This is a genomic window from Paraburkholderia sp. (assembly GCF_050742655.1).
Taxonomy (GTDB): Bacteria; Pseudomonadota; Gammaproteobacteria; order Burkholderiales; family Burkholderiaceae; genus Paraburkholderia.
On the sequence record NZ_JBOIGG010000006.1, the window covers coordinates 280,145 to 298,396 of the forward strand.

Below are 18,252 nucleotides of genomic sequence, written 5' to 3' on the forward strand. Positions count from 1 at the left end.
CGCGCCGACGGTGCATGACGCGCGGCGACAGATAGCGGCCTACGCCGCCGCCGTGCCCAGTTACAAAAAAATTTCGCACGTGTTCGGTTCGTGCCGTTTGAATGATTGGAAAGTGATCGCATTCGCGATGCGATCCATTGGCATATCCGTTGCGTTGCTCGGCATGCCGGCCGGGCTCTATGAGCCCTATAGCCGGATCGACGATCAATGTCTGGACTCAACGGAGAGCGCCATGCCCGCTGTGAACAAACCTGCCCATCAGAAAGGGGACTTTCTGGTCGATTACGAAGAGAAGGTATTCGAGGACGTGAAGGCCGAGCCCGGCGAAAAGGCGCTCGTGACGTTCCACACCGTCGCGTTTGAAGGATCGATCGGCTTCGTGAACCTGCTGCAGGCCACCCGGCTGCAACGCAAGGGCTTCGAAACGTCGGTGCTGCTGTACGGACCTGGCGTGACGCTCGGCTTGCAGCGCGGCTTTCCAACGCTCGGCGACGAAGCGTTTCCCGGTCATCTGAACTTCAACAAGCAGCTCATGAAGTTCATGGAAGAGGGCGGCAAGGTCTACGCGTGCCGCTTCGCATTGCAGGCGCTGTACGGACACGGCGAAGCGTCGCTGATCGAAGGCATCCGGCCGATCAGTCCGCTCGACGTGCTCGATCTGCAACTGCTCCATCGCAAGGAAAACGCGCTGGTCGTCCATACGTGGACCGTCTGAGCGCCGCGCGGGGAACATCATGTCCGACCCGAGAATCGTCCGTGCGGCGGCGGTGCAGATCGCGCCCGACCTCGAGCGCGCCGCCGGCACGCTCGACAAGGTGTGCATCGCGATCGACGAGGCCGCCGCGCGCGGCGTACAGCTGATCGTCTTTCCCGAGACGTTCGTGCCGTATTACCCGTACTTCTCGTTCGTGCGACCGCCGGTCGCGTCGGGCGCGGATCATCTGCGACTCTACGATGCTGCCGTCGTTGTACCGGGACCGGTCACGCACGCGGTTGCCGAGCGCGCGCGGCTGCACCGGATGGTCGTCGTGCTCGGGGTGAACGAGCGCGATCACGGCAGCCTGTACAACACGCAGCTCGTGTTCGATGTCGACGGCCGGTTGCTGCTGAAGCGCCGCAAGATCACGCCGACGTTTCATGAGCGGATGATCTGGGGGCAAGGCGACGGTTCGGGGTTGAAGGTCGCGCAGACCGCGGTCGGTCGTGTGGGTGCGCTCGCGTGCTGGGAGCACTACAACCCGCTCGCGCGTTATGCGCTGATGGCGCAGCACGAGGAAATCCATTGCAGCCAGTTTCCCGGCTCGCTGGTGGGGCCGATCTTCGCTGCGCAGATCGACGTGACGATCCGCCATCACGCGCTCGAATCCGGTTGCTTCGTCGTCAACGCGACCGGCTGGTTGACCGACGCGCAGATCGAATCGATTACGCCCGACCCGAATCTGCAAAAAGCACTGCGCGGCGGCTGTCATACCGCAATCGTGTCGCCCGAAGGCCAGCATCTGGCCGAGCCGCTGCGCGAAGGCGAGGGCATGGTTGTCGCCGATCTCGACATGGCGCTCATCACCAAACGCAAACGGATGATGGATTCGGTCGGCCACTACGCCCGCCCCGAACTGCTGAGCCTCGTGATCGACGACCGGCCCGCGGCACCGATGATGTCGATGGAGAGTTTTGCTGCGCCATCCGGCTACCCTTCCGAACGTTTCGAAACTCACCGCGGAGAACCCGATGAACACGAGCGACGCGCTGCCGGTGCAGAGCCGGCAATTGATCACTGAACTGCAGTCGGCCGGTCTGCGCCTCATCGATCCCACGGTCGGCGCCGCGAGCCGTCGCGGCGGCGCGGGGCCGTCGGACCACAAGGCGGTGATCGTCGATGGTGTGACTGTGATGGTGCCGGTGCATACCAGTAGCGCGTGGCAATCGCCGTTCGTCGCCGCGCAGCCCGATGCGAGTGGTCGCAGCGCGCTGCTGCGCAACGCGATTCCGATTGCGCAGATCGGCTTTCCGAAGGCACCGCGTTTCTACGCGCTGCAAACGCTCGACGGTGTGCCGTATTCGCACATCGCGACGCTGCACAGCACCGACGTGCTCGCGACGACCGTGCTGCAAACCTGCATCCGCTACGAGAGCCGTCGCAAGAGCTGCAAGTTCTGCGCGATCGGGCAGTCGCTCGCGGCGGGACGCACGATCGCGCGCAAGACGCCCGAGCAACTGGCCGAAGTCGCGCGCGCCGCGGTGCTGCTCGACGGCGTGAAGCACATGGTGCTGACCACCGGCACGCCGCCCACGTCCGATCGCGGCGCGCAGATCCTGTGCGACAGCGCGTTCGCGATCAAGGCTGCGGTCGACCTGCCGATCCAGGCGCAATGCGAGCCACCTGACGACGATCGCTGGTTCGACCGGATGAAAGCGAGCGGCGTCGATACGCTCGGCATGCATCTCGAAGTCGTCACGCCGGCCGTGCGCGAACGCATGATGCCGGGCAAGGCGAGCGTGCCGGTGTCGCGCTACATGGCCGCATTCGATGCGGCGGTACGCGTGTTCGGCCGCGGCCAGGTCAGCACGTACCTGCTCGCGGGGCTCGGCGACCCGGCTGACGCGATCCTGTCGACGTCGCGGGATCTGATCGCGCGCGGCGTCTATCCGTTCGTCGTGCCGTTCGTGCCGATCAGCGGCACGCCGCTTGAAGATCATCCGGCGCCGAGCGCGGCGTTCATGAAATCGATTCTCGAACCGCTCGGCGCGATGCTGCGCGACGCGCGATTGCGTTCCGCGGACATCAAGGCGGGCTGTGGCAAATGCGGCGCGTGTTCGTCGCTCGCCGCGTACGAGGAGTGACCATGCTGTGCGATACCGTCGATACCGATGCATTGCCGCTCGCCTTTACGCCTTCGGAGTATCGCGTCAAACGCGCGACGCTGCCGTGGGAAGCGACGGGCGCGTACGCGCTGCGGCGCGCGGTGTTCTGCATCGAGCAGGGGATCTTCGTCGGCGACGATCGCGACGACGCGGATGGACACGCGCATCAGCTTGTCGCGTTGAGTTGCGTCGGGGGCATGCCGGACCAGGTGGTGGGCACGGTGCGGATTCATGAAACCGGGTCGCGCGTATGGCTCGGTTCGCGGCTTGCGGTGCATGCGGCGTTCCGACGGCACGGCCGGATCGGCTCGACGCTGATCCGGCTCGCGGTCGGTAGTGCGCATGCGCTCGGCTGCGACACGTTTCTCGCGCACGTGCAGAGCCAGAACGTGCCGCTCTTTCAGCAACTGCACTGGCGCATCGTCAGCGAGGAGTTGCTGTTCGGACGGCCGCATTGCGTGATGCAGGCCGACCTCGATCATTACCCGCCGTGTGCGAATCCGGACAGCGGCTATGTCACGTCGGTGCGGGGAGTTGCGTGATGCCCTCGGCACTTTCGTCGCTCGCGGAACGGTTGCGCGCAAGCCGCGGCTTCGCGCACAAGACCGACATCGCCAGCGTCGTGTCGGCGCTCGCGAACCGTCTGCCGCGCGGCGCGGCGGATCTTGCGCAGGCCGTCGCACTCGGCGACGACTGCGCGGCGCTCGCGGACGGCGACGGTTATCTGCTGTTCGCGATCGAAGGGATGGTCCGCGATTTCGTCGACGCGATGCCGTGGTTTGCGGGCTACAGCGCCGTGATGGTCAACGTGAGCGACATCTACGCGATGGGCGGCCGGCCGCTCGCTGTCGTCGATGCGTTGTGGAGCGACGGGATCGACGCCGCGGAGCCGATCCTCGCCGGCATGGCGGACGCGTGCGTCGCGTACGGCGTGCCGATGGTCGGTGGCCATAGCAACACGCGCAGCGATGCCGCGCAGCTCGCGGTCGCGATCGTCGGACGGGCGCGCGCGTTGCTGTCGAGCTTCAATGCCCGTCCCGGCGACCGGCTGCTGATGGCCGTCGATCTGCGCGGCCGTTTCGAAGATCCGTATCCGTTCTGGAATGCGTCGGTCGGTGCGCCGTCCGCCCGACTGCGAGCCGATCTCGATCTGCTGCCCGCGATCGCCGAAGCGGGGCTCTGCGACGCGGCGAAGGACATCAGCATGGCGGGCGTGCCCGGCACCGCGCTGATGTTGCTCGAATGCTCGCGTGCGGGCGCGCGGATCGATCTCGATGCGATACCGCGACCGGACGGCGTCGATTTCGAGCGCTGGTTGAGCGCTTTTCCGAGCTTTGGCTTCTTGCTGTCGGTGCGCGAGCGGCACGTCGACGAGGTGATCGCGCGCTTCGCGGCACGCTCGCTCGCGTGCGCGGCGATCGGTACGGTCGATGCGTCGCGCGAGGTGGTGATCACGCGGCGCGGCGACGCGGCGCTGCTGTGGAACTTCGGCGATGAACCGTTCATCGGCGCGGCCGGCGACTCGCGATGAGCGCGGCGTCGCTGCGCGTGGCGCTGTTCACGCATTCGGTCAATCCGCGCGGCGGCGTCGTGCATACGCTCGAGCTGGCGCGTGCGCTGCATCGGCAGGGACACGACGTCACCGTGTTTGCGCCGGCCGCGCATGGCGAGAGGATGTTCCGTGAAACGCCGTGTCGCGTCGTGCTCGCTAACGTAGCACCGCTGACGTACGAGTCGCATTGCGACGGCGCAGCCCGTCTCGCCGCGACCATCGACGCGCGCATCGTCGCGTTGAAAACAGCGCTGCGCGTGCATGGCGCCGACCATTTCGACGTGCTGCATGCGCAGGACAGCATCAGCGGTAATGCGCTCGCAGAGTTCGTCGAAGAGGGTGCGATTCGAGGCTTCGTGCGGACCGTGCATCACCTCGACGACTTCGACGATCCGCGTCTCGCCGCATGGCAGCGCCGCGCGTATCGCGAAGCGGACGTCGTGCTGTGCGTCAGCGACGCGTGGACGCGGCATCTGCGCGACACGTTCGACATCGTGGCGCAGACGGTGCCGAACGGTGTCGACGCGGAGCGGTATCGTCACGCGAGCCACGCAGGCCTGCAGCACGAAGCGACGTTGCGCACGCGCTTCGGCATCCATGGGCACCCGGTGGTGCTCGCCGTCGGCGGGATCGAAGCACGCAAGAACACGCTGATGCTGCTCGATGCGTTCGCGCAACTGCGCGCGTCGCATGCCGGTGCGCAACTGGTGATCGCGGGCGGCGCGAGCCTGCTCGATCACGACGACTATGGCCGGCGTTTCATCGAACGAGCCTCGCAGCACCGGCTCGCGATAGGACCCGGCGAGCCGGTCGTCGTGACCGGTCCGCTCGACGATGCCGCGATGCCTGGTGTGTTCCGCATTGCGGACGTTGTGCCGATGGTGTCGGTACGCGAAGGTTTCGGACTCGTCGTGCTCGAAGCGTTGGCGAGCGGCAAGCCGGTCGTCGTGTCGGCGATCGAGCCGTTCACGGACTACCTGTGCGACGACATGTGCTGCTGGGCCGATCCCGCCGACGCCGGGTCGATCGCGCGTGCACTCGTGCGCGCGTTGAGCCCCGACAGCGGGATCGATTTTGCACACGCGGTGCCCGCGCTGCTGCAGCGCTTCACGTGGACGGCGAGCGCCGCGCGGCATGCGGAAATCTATCGGCGCTGGCTATGTCGCCAACCCGCCGCGACTCACTAAGGATTCACGATGCCTGTCATGCACTTCACAGTCCGCTGGCCCGATGGCAGCGAAGCCGATTGCTACTCGCCGTCGACGGTAGTCGGCGATTTCTTCGTGCCGGGCGAACGCTACGCGCTGCACGATTTCGTCGAACGGGCACGCGAGGCGCTGCATATCGGTTCGGAGCGCGTGCGCGAGAAGTACGGCTTCGCGTGTTCGGCTGCGCTGGATCAGCTCGCGCAGATCGAACACGCGGCGCAGCGCTTCGCGGCGCAACCCGATGCGGCAGTGACGGTGCTCGCGCTTCGCTAAACCGCTCCGGGTTCATCCAGTCCTTTCTCTTCATTCGAACGGAACCTGTCATGTCGAACGCAGCCCTTTCTCGTACTTCGCCGCCTGAAGGCGGACATGTCAGCGTGCTGGTCGTCGGTGGTGGCCAGGCCGGACTGTCGACCAGTCATTACCTGACGCAGGCCGGTATCGATCATCTGGTCGTCGAGCGGCGCACGGCGACGCACACATGGCGCGAGCAGCGCTGGGACACGTTCTGCCTCGTCACGCCGAACTGGCAGTGTGCGTTGCCGGGCCACCCGTACGACGGAGACGATCCGCACGGGTTCATGAAGAAGGACGAGATCGTCCGCTACCTGGATGGCTTCATCGCGAAGATCGATGCGCCGTTGCTCGAACACACCGGGGTCACGCACGTGACGCGCGGCGCCGATGGCCGCTACGCGATCGCTACGACGCGCGGTGCGTTCACCGCGGACCACGTCGTCGTCGCGGCGGGCGGCTATCACACGCCGATCGTGCCGCGGCTGGCTGAGCGCATACCCGCACACGTCGTGCAGCTGCAGTCATCCGGGTATCGTAATCCGCACGCGTTGCCCGACGGTGCGGTGCTGGTGGTGGGCTCGGGACAGTCTGGCGCACAGATCGCGGAAGACCTGCATCTCGCGGGTCGCAAGGTCGTGCTCGCAGTCGGCGATGCGCCGCGTTGCGCGCGTTTCTATCGCGGTCGCGACGTGGTCGACTGGCTTGCTGACATGCGCTACTACGACATGCCGGTCGATCAGCATCCGTTACGTGAAGGCGTGCGCGACAACACCAATCACTACGTAACCGGTCGCGATGGCGGTCGCGACATCGATCTGCGCCGGTTTGCCGCGCAAGGGATGGAACTGTACGGCCGGCTCGAGGATCTGCAGCACGGACAACTACGGTTCGCGCCGAACCTCGCGGCCAGCCTCGATGCGGCGGACGATACCTACAACCGCATCAACGCGAGCATCGATGCGTTCATCGATCGCAACGGCATCGATGCGCCCACGGGCGACCCGTATGCGCCGGTATGGTGTCCGGCGGAGGAACGCGCGACGCTCGATCTCGCCGCGAGCGGGATCGCTGCGATCGTCTGGTGTATCGGCTTCAGGCCGGATTTTTCGTGGCTCGACGCGCCGGTGTTCAACGGTCGCGGCTACCCGGCGCATGAGCGCGGCGTGACGCCGCTGCCGGGACTCTATTTCGTCGGCTTGCCGTGGCTGCACACGTGGGGTTCGGGGCGTTTTTCGGGGGTCGCGCGCGATGCCGCGTATCTCGTCGATGCGATTTGCGCGGCGCGTGAGGCCCACGCGCACGGCGATACGGCGGCCGCGCGTGCGTTCGCGTGACCGCACGCTTTTCATACAGCGAGCGTTAGAACGGTTCCTTGAACGGCCGCACGTCGACTTCCTGCGTCCAGGCGGACGGATGCTGCTGGTGCAGGTACCAGTACGTGTCGGCGATCGCATCGATGTTCAGCAGGCCGTTTTCGCCACGCTCGGCGACGACGGCGGGACGTGCCCGATGCAGCCGCTCGCCGTCGATACCGCCGTCCACGACGACGTGCGCGACGTGCAGCCCCTGCGGGCCGAATTCACGTGCCATGCTCTGCGAGATCATGCGCACACCGGCTTTCGATGCGGAGAACTGCGCGTAGCCCGCCTTGCCGCGCAGGCTTGCCGATGCGCCCGTGAAAATCAGCGTGCCACGGCCGAGCGGCGCGATGCGCCGCGCTACTTCGCGTCCAACGAGAAACGCGCCGAGCGGACCGACGCGCCAGAAGCTTTCGAACTCATCGGCTGTGAGTTCGGCGAACGGGATGCGCCTGTTGTTGCCGGCGTTATAGACGACGAGGTCAGGCTGCGCGATGCCCGCGGCCGGGGCCATCGCCTTGTCGAACAGCGCGAGCACGTCGGCCTCGACGGTCGTGTCGCCGACGACCGCTTCGGCACTGCCGCCCGCCGCCACGATCGATTCGACGACCTGCCCGAGCTTCGTCGCCGAGCGGCCCGACACGTACACGTGATAACCCTCGCGGGCAAAGCGTTTGCATAGCGCCGCGCCGAGGCCGACTTCCGCACCGACGCCAACGACGATCGCACTCGATCGAGTCATACCGATGTTCCCCGTGATTGCATTGCGCAGCTATGTCATACGTCACGCGCGGCGACGATGCGTGTCATCCGAACCGTTGCCGCGCGCGTGTCACCTGGTGAGCCTAGCGATGCTGGCTGACGAACTTCGTGACGAGATACGCTTCCATCGCTTCCGTGCCGCCTTCCGAACCGTAGCCCGAGTCCTTCACGCCGCCGAACGGCGTTTCCGGCAGGCCGAGGCCGTGGTGGTTCACCGAGATCATCCCGCTTTCGATGTCGTCGGCGAGCGCGGCTGCCGTCGACGTCGAGCGCGTGTATGCATAGGCGGCGAGACCATACGGCAGGCGGTTCGCTTCGCGAATCACATCGTCGTAGCTGCCGAAGCGCGTGACCGGCGCCACCGGGCCGAACGGCTCTTCGGTCATGATGCGGGCGGACAGCGGCACGTCGGTGAGAACGGTCGGCTGGAAGAAGTAGCCTTCGCGGCCGATACGTTCACCGCCTGCCTGCACCTTCGCGCCCTGTTCGCGCGCATCGGCGACGAGGCGTTCCATGGCTTCGACGCGGCGCACGTTCGCGAGCGGCCCCATCTGCACGCCGTCGTGCAGGCCGTTGCCGACCTTGATCCTTTTGATCGTGGCGACGAAGTGCTCGACGAACTCGTCGTAAGCGGCCTCCTGGACGAGGAAGCGTGTCGGCGAAATACACACCTGCCCCGCGTTGCGGATTTTCGCGGTCGCGAGCAGCTTCGCGGCGCGCGGAACGTCGGCGTCCGCGAAGACGATGGCCGGAGCGTGGCCACCCAGTTCCATCGTCGCGCGTTTCATGTGCAGACCGGCCATCGCCGCGAGTTGCTTACCGACCGCGGTCGAGCCGGTGAACGAAATCTTGCGGATGACCGGGTGCTCGATGAAGAAGCGCGAGATGTCGGCCGGCACGCCGAACACGAGGTTCAGCACGCCTGCGGGCAACCCGGCGTCATGGAACGCGGCCACGAGCGCCGCGCAGCTGGCCGGCGTTTCTTCCGGTCCTTTCAGCACGATCGAGCAGCCCGCGGCGAGCGCGGCCGAGACCTTGCGCACCGCCTGGTTCAGCGGGAAGTTCCACGGCGTGAACGCGGCGACCGGACCGACCGGTTCGCGCGTGACGATCTGCTGAACCGCGCCGCCACGCGACGGAATGACGCGGCCATAGGTGCGGCGCGCTTCTTCGGCGAACCACTCGATCGTATCGGCAGCGGACAGCGTTTCGACCCGCGCTTCGGCGAGCGGCTTGCCCTGTTCCATCGTCATGATCGCGGCGACGGTTTCGGCACGGGCGCGCAGATTCTCGGCGGCACGGCGCATCAGCTTGCTGCGCTCGAATGCGGACACTTTGCGCCATTCGCCGAATGCGCGCTGCACGGCCTGTGCGGCACGTTCGAGTTCGGCTTCGCCCGCGAGCGAGAGACGGCCGATCGCGATTTCGTTCGCCGGATTGATCACGTCGGTTTGCCGCGAACCGGCATGCCACGCGCCGTCGATGTAAAGCTGGGTGTCCGGATAGTTCGGTTGTGAGGTGCTCATCGAGGTGTCACTCCTTGGAATGGGGCTGCGGTCGAAATGGCTGTCCGGCGCTGAAACGGGCGGGCGAAACCGCTATTTTCCGCGAAAAACGGAGATTGCGTGCGATGGCGTGGCAGGGAGCCCGGCTACCGCGTCCGGCCGGTGCTTCGCAGCAATGCGCTACTTCGGCCCGTATTGCATCTCACCGTTGCCGAACGACCAGTTCTCTTTATCGACCTCGACGAGGCTGATCCACACGTCCTCCTTACGGATGCCCGCTTTCGCGTGAATCCCGTCGGCGACCGCGCGATAGAACGCCTTCTTCACCTCCGTGCTGCGCCCCGCGTTCCACGTGACCTGGATGAACACGATGCCCGGCGTGTACGAGATGCCGAGATAGCCGGCCTCCGGATAGATCAGTTCGTCGGCGGCGTGGCGGGTGACGATCTGGAAGCGGTCGTCCTTTGGCACGTTCGCGAACTGGATCATCGCGTCGTAGATCACGTCGCCGACGGCGCGAACGGTTTCCGGTGAAGCGTCTTTCGAAAGATTGATACGGACGAGCGGCATGTCGAACTCCTGTGCGGTATCACGATTGCGAAACGGTTGCTTGCCGTCGTGGCGTTTCAGCCGACGGACACGGCGCTGGCAACCTCTGAAGCGTCAGGTTAGACTTCACCTAGACTTACCGCAAGCGCATGATTTTCATCATCGACATGAGGAATGAGCATGATTACCGAAGACCTTCGCTCGTTCGTCGTCGTCATCGACGAGGCGTCGCTGACGCGCGCGGCCGACACACTGTGCGTGACGCAGTCCGCGGTGTCGCGCCGCATCCAGCGGCTCGAAGAGTCGCTCGGCGCCGAACTGTTCGACCGCAACAGCAAGCCGCCGAAGCCGACGGCGCTGGCGCAGCGCATTTACGCGTACGCGATTCCGCTGCTGCGCGACCTCGACCGTCTGCTCGAAGTGCCCGTCGAAAATGCGCCGCCGGGCGGCACATTCCGGCTCGGTATGACGCAGGCCGTCGCGGACATCGTGCTGTTCGACGCAGTGATGCAGCTAAAAGCGGCGTTTCCTGCGCTCGACGTGCGTCTGCATACGGAGCGCAGCAGCACGTTGCAGCAGCAGATGGTGCCAGGCACGCTCGACGCCGCGATACTCGTACTGCCGTCGCGCGCGCAGCCGGCTGACGGCGTCGCGGGACGGCGGCTCGCGACGCTCGACGTACTGGTCGTCCAGAGTCGCAGCAAGCCGCTCGTCACCGGCAAGGGGCGTCCAACGATCCGTTCGCTTGCGGCGCACGCATGGGTGCTGAATCCGGACGGCTGCGGCTATCGTGCCGCGCTCGAGCAGGCGATGGACGACGCGGGGCGCAGCCTGCGCGTCGGCGTCGATACACACGGCACCGAGATGCAGTTGCGGCTCGTCGCAGCGGGCCTCGGTCTGGGGCTCGTGCCGCGCAGCGTGCTATCCCGCAGCGCGGTCTGTGACGACCTCGACATCGTGAACGTCGGCGATTTCGCGTTGAAGCTGGACGCGTGGCTGGTTCATCCGCTGCACCTCGGTAACCTGAAGCGCGCGGTCGATCTGCTCGGCGACGTCGCCGCGGAGACGTTTCGCCGGCACGAAGCGGTGAAACCCATTAAACCCGCGAAACCCGCACGTGCGCGTACCGGTAAGCCGTCGGCGAGCACCGAGCGCGCGTAACGTCCAGTACAGATCAGAGGTAGGTCGCAAGGAGGATCACCGCGATCGCCCCAGCACACAATGCCAGCAGCGCGAGCCACACCGGCGCCCGACGCGGTGCGCGGCTCGAGGCGGGCAGCGGCTTGCGCCCGGTGAGCATCGGGCGCAGCAGGTTGTTCCCCTTCGCGACGGCGTAAAGACCGATGGCAGCAACATGCAGCACAACCGCTCCAATCAGCACATACCATCCGAGCGCATGCAGCGTCGAAATCGCATTGGCGACGGCGGCGGGAACCCGTGCGCTCAGCGGGCCTTCGTCGGCGACTTCGTTATAGACGTAGATTCCGCTGAGCGTCTCGACAAATAGCAGCGCGAGCAGCAGCACGACCATCCAGCCGCCGGCCGGATTGTGGCCGACCTGCAGATCGGCCTCGCGGCGAAAGACATGGCGAAGATGCCCCCATGCAGCGGCAGGCGACGCGACAAAGCTGCGAAACCGCGCGGTCTCGCTGCCAAAGCAGCCCCACAACAGACGGAACAGTACGAGCGCGAACAGCGTCTCGCCGATGCGCACATGCCAGTCGATCCAGTTGAAGCGCTCGGTCACATAGGCACCCGCCACCAGCAGAACCGTCAGCCAGTGAAATAACCGTATCGGAAGGTCCCATACCTGCACGGAGCGATCGCTGTCCTGCGCGGACGGAACCGCATGTCGTTCAGTGTCCATCGGTTGGCCCCTGTAGACCGGAATGCAGCGTGCTCCACGAGAATGCTCGAAGCACGCGATGACCGCAAATGCAGAGAGGCTGTCGCAATCGCCGCAGCGATGCGACAACCCCGGTCATGATAAGTCAGGAGCGGAGGCTATGCCGCCAGCCCGACATGACAAGCAAAGCTGCCATGCTGGGGCGCAGCGTCGGTACGGCTTCGTCTTGTCACGGACACGCATTCCCCGCGGCGTCCACTTTCGCCGGCCGCCGCGCCGTGTCGGCGGATCCGAAGATCATCAAACTAAGCGCGGCCAGTACCCACACACCGACCCCGCCATACAGCATCACCGTCCCGAAGCCATGAACGAGCGCGGCGTGCACGACGCTGCCCGATGCATCGAGCGTCGCGAGTTCGGGGAATGCCCGCTGCAGCGAGCCGAAATTGCCGGCGGCGATCTGCTCGGCGATTGCGCGCAGCCGCACCGGATCGGCTGAAGCGGGTAGCGTGCGCTTCAGGTACGACAGGATGCCCTCGACCAGCAGGAAGCCCATCAGCGCGATGTTGATGGCGAGCGTGATCAACCGCGCGCTCATGTCGATGCCCGACGCCATGCCGGCGCGCGTCACCGGTACAGAGCCGGTGGTGGTGTTGGTCACAGGTGTGTTCGTGAGACCGAGCCCGATGCCGGCGATCAGCGCGCCCGGCAGCATCGTGGCCCAGCTCGCATGTGTGGCAGCGCTGCCGTAGCGCATCAGTATGAAGCCGAGCCCGATCGTGAAGAGCCCTGCCGGAATCACAACGCCCACGCGATAACGCAACGAGAGCCGTTCACCGACTGGCGGAATGACCAGCGTGGGCAACGTGTACGCGAGCAGCGACAGCCCGGCCGTGACCGTGTCATAGCCGAGACCGCTCTGGTAGTAGATCGGCAGGTAGATCATGAACGGCCAGAAGCTGAAGTTCATCCCCATCGAGCCGAGAATCGCGCCCGAGAAATTGCGGATGCGGAATACGGAGAAATCGAACATCGGATGCGGGTTCATGCGCTCCGCGAACAGGAACGCGATGAAGCACAGCGTGGCACCGCCGACGATCGCGAGCGCGGTGCCGCTCGTGAAGCCGAGGTCCGGCCCCTGTGTGATGAAGTAGGTGAAGCCGAACACGGCCAGCGACAGCGTGACGATACCCACGCTGTCCAGACGCTTCGCATGCGGATCACGCGACTCTTCGACGCCCATGAACACGAGCGCGAGCGTGAGCACCGACAGCGGCACGTGGACCAGAAACACCCAGTGCCAGTTCGACAACGCGACGATCGCGCCGCCGATGATCGGCCCGAAACCGAGGCCGATGCCGAACACGATTCCCCAAATAGCGAACGCGTTGCTGCGTTCACGGCCTTCCTGAAACTGGTGCGACAGTACGGCGATCTGGCAGATCAGCATTGCGCCGCCGCCCATGCCCTGCAGAAACCGGCTGACGATCAGCACCGGCGCGCTCTGCGCGATCCCACAGACGAACGATGTAATGCCAAACGCGATCAGCGCAATGACCAGCACACGTCGCCGGCCATAACGGTCGGCGAGTGTGCCGATTGCCATCAGCACCGTCGTGCACGCGATGGTGTACGCGTTCATGATCCACTGCGCGTCCCTGAAACTACCGTGCAGCACGCGTTCGAGCGTCGGGAGGATGACCGGTACGCTGGAGATTTCGAGGCCGAACATCATCGCGGTGAGGCAGACCGCGGCGAGCGCGACGGTGTTCTTGCCGGAGTGCGAGAGCGTCATATCGTTCTTTCTCAGGTGATCGATTGCCGGCGATCTATTCTGGTCCGCTGCTACTGACGGCGTACTGTCAGCAGGATCAGCAGGATCGGTTGCCGGGAACCCGGATTCTTTCGGGTCGACAGGGAAACCATTCTCGGCGCGCTGTCTTCATGATGGAAATGATTTAATTTTGTAGAATCCATTAACGTTCATCATCTATTGGCCGCCATGGATTTCGATCCCACGCTTCTGCGCGCATTCGTCGCCGTGAAGGAAACCGGCGGCTTCACGCGTGCCGCCGAGCGGCTGCACCTCACGCAATCCGCGATCAGTCATCAGATCCGGCGCCTCGAAGAACAGGTCGGGCGGCAGCTTCTATACCGCACCACGCGCAGCATGACCCTCACCGAAGACGGCGAAGATTTTCTGCGTCACGCGACGCAGATTCTCGATTCGCTCGATGCCTTGAGCCGGCGTTTCCAGCCTTCGCCGGTGTCGGGGCTCGTGCGTTTCGGCGTGCCGGAAAATTTCATGGGCGATCGTTTGCCGTCGCTGCTGTGCCAGTTCGCGCGTGTCTATCCCGAGGTGCGGCTCGACGTGAACGTTAGCCTGAATCAGGATCTGCGCGCGATGATCGATGCGGACGAACTCGATCTCGCGGTCGTGATGGTGAAGGCGGGCAGCGAGGTCGGCACGGTGCTGCGCGAGGCGCAGTTCGCGTGGATCGCTGCGGACTACTTCGATGCACGCGAAGGCGAATCGCTGCCGCTCGCGTTCTTTCCCGCGCCGTGCATCAACCGGCAGGCCGGCGTCGCTGCGCTCGATCGCACCGACGTGAAGTGGCATGTGGTGTTCACGTCGCCGAGTCAGCAGGGTTTGCGTGCGGCGGTGCTGGCAGGACTCGCGGTCACCGTGTTTACGCTTGACGATCTTGAGCCGGGCATGAAGCGGGTCGATGGGCAATACGGTTTGCCGCCGCTGCCAGCCGCCGAATTCGTGCTGATCTGCAACGACGAAACGCCAGCGGTCCGCGCGTTCGGCCAGATGATTGTCGATATGCCGGGACCCGGCTCGGCCCAGGTGGCTGCTCAGGTCTCCGCTCAGGTACGTCCGCTCAGAACCGCCTGATTTTCCACGTTGCTGGCTTCACGACGCGGTCGTCATGAACGCGGCAGAATGGCTCTCGCGAGAGCTGCTTCCGGTTCGCGAGACGATGCGGCTCGTGCCGCTGCGATGCGACGACGTCGCGCAGCGCGTCCTTTCTCAACGTGGAGCCATCGATGTCGAAAACGCCGATTCGCCGTAGTCTCCGTAGTTTTGTGTGCGCCGCGCTCGTAGCGGGGATCGTCTGCACCCCGGGGTTCATTGCCGGCGCCGCCGCGCAGCAGCCGTCCGCATCGCCTTCGGCTTCCGCTTCCGCGCAGCCCGCGGACGATACCTTCCTGCTAACCATCTTCCTGCGGCACGACGAGTCCAAACCGCTGGCGAAGATCAACGACCAGTTGCGCGCGCAGGGTTACTTCAAGACGTTTCCGCCGCCGGGCATCGAGGTCGTCTCGTGGTACGTGATGATGGGCGTGGGTCAGGTCGTGACGCTGCGAGTGCCCGCGAGCCGCCTGCGCGAAGTCAATCGCGCGATCGAAACCACCGCGTGGGGCGGGTATCGCACCGAGTTTTATCCGACCTACGATTACAAGGCTGTTGCCGAGAAGATGCGCGAGACGGACGGCAAGTGACGTTTTCCGCTGCACCCCGACCAACGTCGGGTAATGAAAAAGCCGGGCATGCAGCGAACTGCATGCCCGGCTTTTGTTTTACCTGCGGGTTTTATCTACAACCCTACGCCCGCGCAGGCCAATTCAATGAAACAGCTTCAACGCCTGCGTCAACGTATTCACAACACCCCACGCGAGCGGAATCAGCACGTACGCCCAGAAGACGACGAGCATGCCCTTGTTGGTCGGATGAACAGCGGTCTGATCGGTCATGACGGTCTCCTTATCTGGTCGACGCAAGTTGCGCGTCGGTCATGTGGTGCTTGTCGTTCACGCGGCGCACGAGCAGGTTGCAGACGAACCCGATCACGAGCAGCACGGCCATGATGTGCACGGTCATCGTGTACGCATCGGCCTTCGCGACGCCGTGGCCCACCTGGTACGCACGGATGTAGTTGACGAGTACTGGGCCCGCGACACCCGCCGCGGCCCACGCGGTGAGCAGCCGGCCGTGAATGCCGCCGACGAACGCGGTGCCGAACATGTCCGCGAGATACGCGGGCACGGTCGCGAAGCCGCCGCCGTACATCGACAGGATCACGCAGTACGACAGCACGAACAGCGCGATGTTGCCGCTCGATGCGAAAGTCGGCACGAGGTAGTACAGCACGGCACCAAGCACGAAGAAAATGAAGTAGGTGTTCTTGCGGCCGACCCAGTCGGATGCCGATGCCCACACGAAACGGCCGCCCATGTTGAACAGCGACAGCAGGCCGACGAAGCCCGCAGCAGCCGCGGCGGTCACCGTGTCCTTGAAGCTCTCCTGGATCATCACCGACGCCTGGCCGAGGATACCGATGCCGGCCGTCACGTTGAGGAACAGCACGAGCCAGATCAGGTAGAACTGCGGCGTCTTCAGCGCTTCGTCGATGTGCACGTGGTTGCGCGTGATCATCTTGTCCGTGGTGGTCGCGGGCGGCGTCCAGCCGGCCGGCTTCCAGTCGGGCGGCGGCACGCGGATTGCAAGCGCGCCGATCGACATCGAGATGAAGTACGCGATGCCGAGCACGATGAAGGTTTCAGCGACACCGATGCTCGTCGCGCTCTTGAAGTGGTTCATCAACGCAACCGACAGCGGTGCCGCGATCATCGCGCCGCCGCCGAAGCCCATGATCGCCATGCCGGTCGCCATGCCGCGGCGGTCCGGGAACCAGCGGATCAGCGTCGACACTGGCGACACATAGGCGAGACCGAGTCCGATGCCGCCGAGCACGCCGTAGCCGAGATACACCAGCGCAATCTGATGCAGCCATACGCCGATCGCCGAGACGGCGAAGCCGCCGCCGAAGCAGCACGCCGCAGTGAACATCGTACGGCGCGGGCCGACTTTTTCGAGCCATTTACCGGCGAATGCAGCGGAGAATCCGAGGCAAACGATTGCAAGCGAGAAGATCCAGCCGAGCGTCGTGAGCGACCAGTCGCCCGGCGCGGATTGCGTAATGCCGATCACTTTCGTGAGCGGTCCGTTGAATACCGAGAACGCGTAGACCTGGCCGATGCACAGGTGCACCGCCAGCGCCGCGGGCGGCACCATCCAGCGCGAGAATCCCGGTCCCGCGACTGTGGCTTGTTTGGAAAAGAATGGGGGTGAACCCGTACTGCTGGACGGTTCAGTCATGCTGCTCATGGTCGGTCTCCGTGTTGCGCGTGTTATCGGCGTTCGAGGCGCCGTTCTTGAGTAAAACTACTTTTTTAGGTTTTTAAGCGTGGCCTCAAGGAAATTGGCGTCAACAATAGGACCGTAACTGGCCGTTGGCAATATGAGACGTGAATGCATAAGCCATGTTGCAGCGCCCATTTTGCGGAGATCCACGGCCTATGTTGGGTCGTTAGCGGTCCTGCTTCATGCGCTGCACCAATCGCTCGACGAAGGCCTCGGTAACCGGCGGCAGCGTGCGGCCGCGCTTCTTCACGAGCGCGATCGGACGCACGAAGCGCGGGTCATTGATACGTCGCGCGACGAGATCCGGTTCTGCGAGCATTTCGCGTGCCGAACCCGGCAGGATCGTCACGCCGAGACCGCCGCGCACCATCGCGACGGCGGTCATCATGTAGGTGGGTTCGCAGGCGATCGACGGTGGCGTGTCCGCATCGGCGAGCGCCGCGTCGACCACCGCGCGCACACTCGTACCGCTCGCCGTTAGAACGAGCGGCGTGCGCAGCAGATCCGCGAGACGGACCGTGCGCCGCTTTGCGAGCGGATGCCCCTTCGGACAGAGCGCGACGAGCCGGTCTTCGCCCGCGTACAGCACGTCGAGCGCCGTATCGGGCGCGCCGGCCTGGCCTGCTGCGGTGCCACCGGTCAGGCCGATGTCGACGTCTTCGTTACGGACCAGCGCATCGACGACGCTCGCCACCACGTCGCGAATCTGGAACGACACGTCGGGCAGATCCGCGCGGAAATCGCGGATCAGATCGGGCAGCAGGCTCGCCGCGAACGACGGCAGACACGCGATGCGCACGGTCCCCGCCGCGCCGCCGCTCAACGCGCGCGCGTCGGCGAGCACGTGCTCCATGTCGTGCAGCGACTTCTGCAGCAGCGGCAGCAGATCGCGTCCCACCGGCGTTAGCGCGACGTTGCGACTGTTGCGGTCGAACAGGCGGGTACCGAGCGTGTCCTCGAGCCGGCGAATCTGCACGGTCAGCGCAGGCTGCGATAGATGCAGCCGCGTGGCGGCACGCGTGAAGCTGCCGGTCTGTGCAACGGCGATAAAGGCGCGGATGTCTCGAAGATTCAGATCCATTACGAACGATGATGGCTGCG

The 18,252-nt window shown here is 65.0% G+C and carries 19 protein-coding genes; 11 read left to right on the forward strand and 8 right to left on the reverse strand.

Going from position 1 to position 18,252, the window contains the following annotated elements:
• Nucleotides 1-232 precede the first annotated feature (232 nt).
• Genes ACREXZ_RS11625 through ACREXZ_RS11660 form a run of 8 tightly spaced genes read left to right on the forward strand, consistent with a single transcriptional unit; the run spans nucleotide 233 to nucleotide 7,253 of the window.
• Complete coding sequence (locus ACREXZ_RS11625) at nucleotides 233-715, forward strand: MSMEG_0572/Sll0783 family nitrogen starvation response protein (RefSeq protein WP_431764206.1); 483 nt, start codon at nucleotides 233-235, stop codon at nucleotides 713-715.
• Between the two features lie 19 nt (nucleotides 716-734).
• The gene (locus tag ACREXZ_RS11630; RefSeq protein ID WP_431764207.1) at nucleotides 735-1,778 is read left to right on the forward strand and encodes a Nit6803 family nitrilase; all 1,044 of its coding nucleotides are present in this window, start codon (nucleotides 735-737) and stop codon (nucleotides 1,776-1,778) included.
• The gene (locus tag ACREXZ_RS11635) at nucleotides 1,729-2,841 is read left to right on the forward strand and encodes an MSMEG_0568 family radical SAM protein (RefSeq protein ID WP_431764208.1); all 1,113 of its coding nucleotides are present in this window, start codon (nucleotides 1,729-1,731) and stop codon (nucleotides 2,839-2,841) included. Before ACREXZ_RS11630 ends, ACREXZ_RS11635 begins: the two co-directional genes overlap by 50 nt.
• A gap of 2 nt (nucleotides 2,842-2,843) precedes the next feature.
• Entirely contained in the window at nucleotides 2,844-3,404 is a 561-nt protein-coding gene (locus tag ACREXZ_RS11640) for an MSMEG_0567/Sll0786 family nitrogen starvation N-acetyltransferase (RefSeq protein ID WP_431764209.1), read from the forward strand.
• Entirely contained in the window at nucleotides 3,404-4,393 is a 990-nt protein-coding gene (locus ACREXZ_RS11645; protein ID WP_431764210.1) for a sll0787 family AIR synthase-like protein, read from the forward strand. The genes ACREXZ_RS11640 and ACREXZ_RS11645 overlap by 1 nt, the downstream gene beginning before the upstream one ends.
• On the forward strand, nucleotides 4,390-5,601 hold the full coding sequence (locus ACREXZ_RS11650) for an MSMEG_0565 family glycosyltransferase (protein ID WP_431764211.1): 1,212 nt from the start codon (nucleotides 4,390-4,392) through the stop codon (nucleotides 5,599-5,601). Before ACREXZ_RS11645 ends, ACREXZ_RS11650 begins: the two co-directional genes overlap by 4 nt.
• Before the next feature lie 9 nt (nucleotides 5,602-5,610).
• A complete protein-coding gene (locus tag ACREXZ_RS11655; protein ID WP_431764212.1) occupies nucleotides 5,611-5,895 on the forward strand; it encodes an MSMEG_0570 family nitrogen starvation response protein in 285 nt (94 codons plus the stop codon).
• A 50-nt stretch (nucleotides 5,896-5,945) separates the two neighbouring features.
• Nucleotides 5,946-7,253, forward strand: a complete 1,308-nt coding sequence (locus tag ACREXZ_RS11660) for an MSMEG_0569 family flavin-dependent oxidoreductase (RefSeq protein ID WP_431764213.1) — start codon at nucleotides 5,946-5,948, stop codon at nucleotides 7,251-7,253.
• A 25-nt stretch (nucleotides 7,254-7,278) separates the two neighbouring features.
• On the opposite strand, the gene ACREXZ_RS11665 is transcribed toward ACREXZ_RS11660, so the two are convergent.
• From ACREXZ_RS11665 to ACREXZ_RS11675, 3 genes are all read right to left on the reverse strand, one after another.
• Nucleotides 7,279-8,019: an SDR family NAD(P)-dependent oxidoreductase gene (locus ACREXZ_RS11665; RefSeq protein WP_431764214.1), complete on the reverse strand. Its 741-nt coding sequence runs from the start codon at nucleotides 8,017-8,019 to the stop codon at nucleotides 7,279-7,281.
• A gap of 103 nt (nucleotides 8,020-8,122) precedes the next feature.
• Nucleotides 8,123-9,565: an NAD-dependent succinate-semialdehyde dehydrogenase gene (locus ACREXZ_RS11670; protein WP_431764215.1), complete on the reverse strand. Its 1,443-nt coding sequence runs from the start codon at nucleotides 9,563-9,565 to the stop codon at nucleotides 8,123-8,125.
• Between the two features lie 159 nt (nucleotides 9,566-9,724).
• A complete protein-coding gene (locus ACREXZ_RS11675; protein ID WP_431764216.1) occupies nucleotides 9,725-10,114 on the reverse strand; it encodes a tautomerase family protein in 390 nt (129 codons plus the stop codon).
• A gap of 159 nt (nucleotides 10,115-10,273) precedes the next feature.
• Between ACREXZ_RS11675 and ACREXZ_RS11680 the strand changes: the two genes are divergently transcribed.
• Nucleotides 10,274-11,254 (forward strand): LysR family transcriptional regulator, encoded by a 981-nt coding sequence (locus ACREXZ_RS11680; RefSeq protein ID WP_431764217.1) that lies wholly within the window; start codon nucleotides 10,274-10,276, stop codon nucleotides 11,252-11,254.
• 13 nt (nucleotides 11,255-11,267) lie between these two features.
• Here the strand turns inward: ACREXZ_RS11680 and ACREXZ_RS11685 are convergent, their stop codons facing one another.
• Together ACREXZ_RS11685 and ACREXZ_RS11690 are read right to left on the reverse strand one after the other, a co-directional pair.
• A complete protein-coding gene (locus tag ACREXZ_RS11685; RefSeq protein WP_431764218.1) occupies nucleotides 11,268-11,960 on the reverse strand; it encodes a cytochrome b/b6 domain-containing protein in 693 nt (230 codons plus the stop codon).
• 208 nt (nucleotides 11,961-12,168) lie between these two features.
• A complete protein-coding gene (locus ACREXZ_RS11690) occupies nucleotides 12,169-13,734 on the reverse strand; it encodes an MFS transporter (RefSeq protein WP_431764219.1) in 1,566 nt (521 codons plus the stop codon).
• 207 nt (nucleotides 13,735-13,941) lie between these two features.
• Here ACREXZ_RS11690 and ACREXZ_RS11695 point away from each other — a divergent pair, with 207 nt between their 5' ends.
• Together ACREXZ_RS11695 and ACREXZ_RS11700 are read left to right on the forward strand one after the other, a co-directional pair.
• The gene (locus tag ACREXZ_RS11695; RefSeq protein ID WP_431764220.1) at nucleotides 13,942-14,841 is read left to right on the forward strand and encodes a LysR family transcriptional regulator; all 900 of its coding nucleotides are present in this window, start codon (nucleotides 13,942-13,944) and stop codon (nucleotides 14,839-14,841) included.
• Nucleotides 14,842-14,993: 152 nt separating this feature from the next.
• On the forward strand, nucleotides 14,994-15,449 hold the full coding sequence (locus ACREXZ_RS11700) for a hypothetical protein (protein ID WP_431764221.1): 456 nt from the start codon (nucleotides 14,994-14,996) through the stop codon (nucleotides 15,447-15,449).
• Between the two features lie 123 nt (nucleotides 15,450-15,572).
• Here the strand turns inward: ACREXZ_RS11700 and ACREXZ_RS11705 are convergent, their stop codons facing one another.
• The 3 genes from ACREXZ_RS11705 to ACREXZ_RS11715 all read right to left on the reverse strand — a co-directional run bounded on the left by ACREXZ_RS11705 (nucleotide 15,573) and on the right by ACREXZ_RS11715 (nucleotide 18,232).
• On the reverse strand, nucleotides 15,573-15,701 hold the full coding sequence (locus tag ACREXZ_RS11705) for an MFS transporter small subunit (RefSeq protein WP_431764222.1): 129 nt from the start codon (nucleotides 15,699-15,701) through the stop codon (nucleotides 15,573-15,575).
• 10 nt (nucleotides 15,702-15,711) lie between these two features.
• A complete protein-coding gene (locus ACREXZ_RS11710) occupies nucleotides 15,712-17,115 on the reverse strand; it encodes an L-lactate MFS transporter (RefSeq protein ID WP_431764223.1) in 1,404 nt (467 codons plus the stop codon).
• Nucleotides 17,116-17,317: 202 nt separating this feature from the next.
• Entirely contained in the window at nucleotides 17,318-18,232 is a 915-nt protein-coding gene (locus ACREXZ_RS11715) for a LysR family transcriptional regulator (protein WP_431764224.1), read from the reverse strand.
• Nucleotides 18,233-18,252 lie beyond the last annotated feature (20 nt).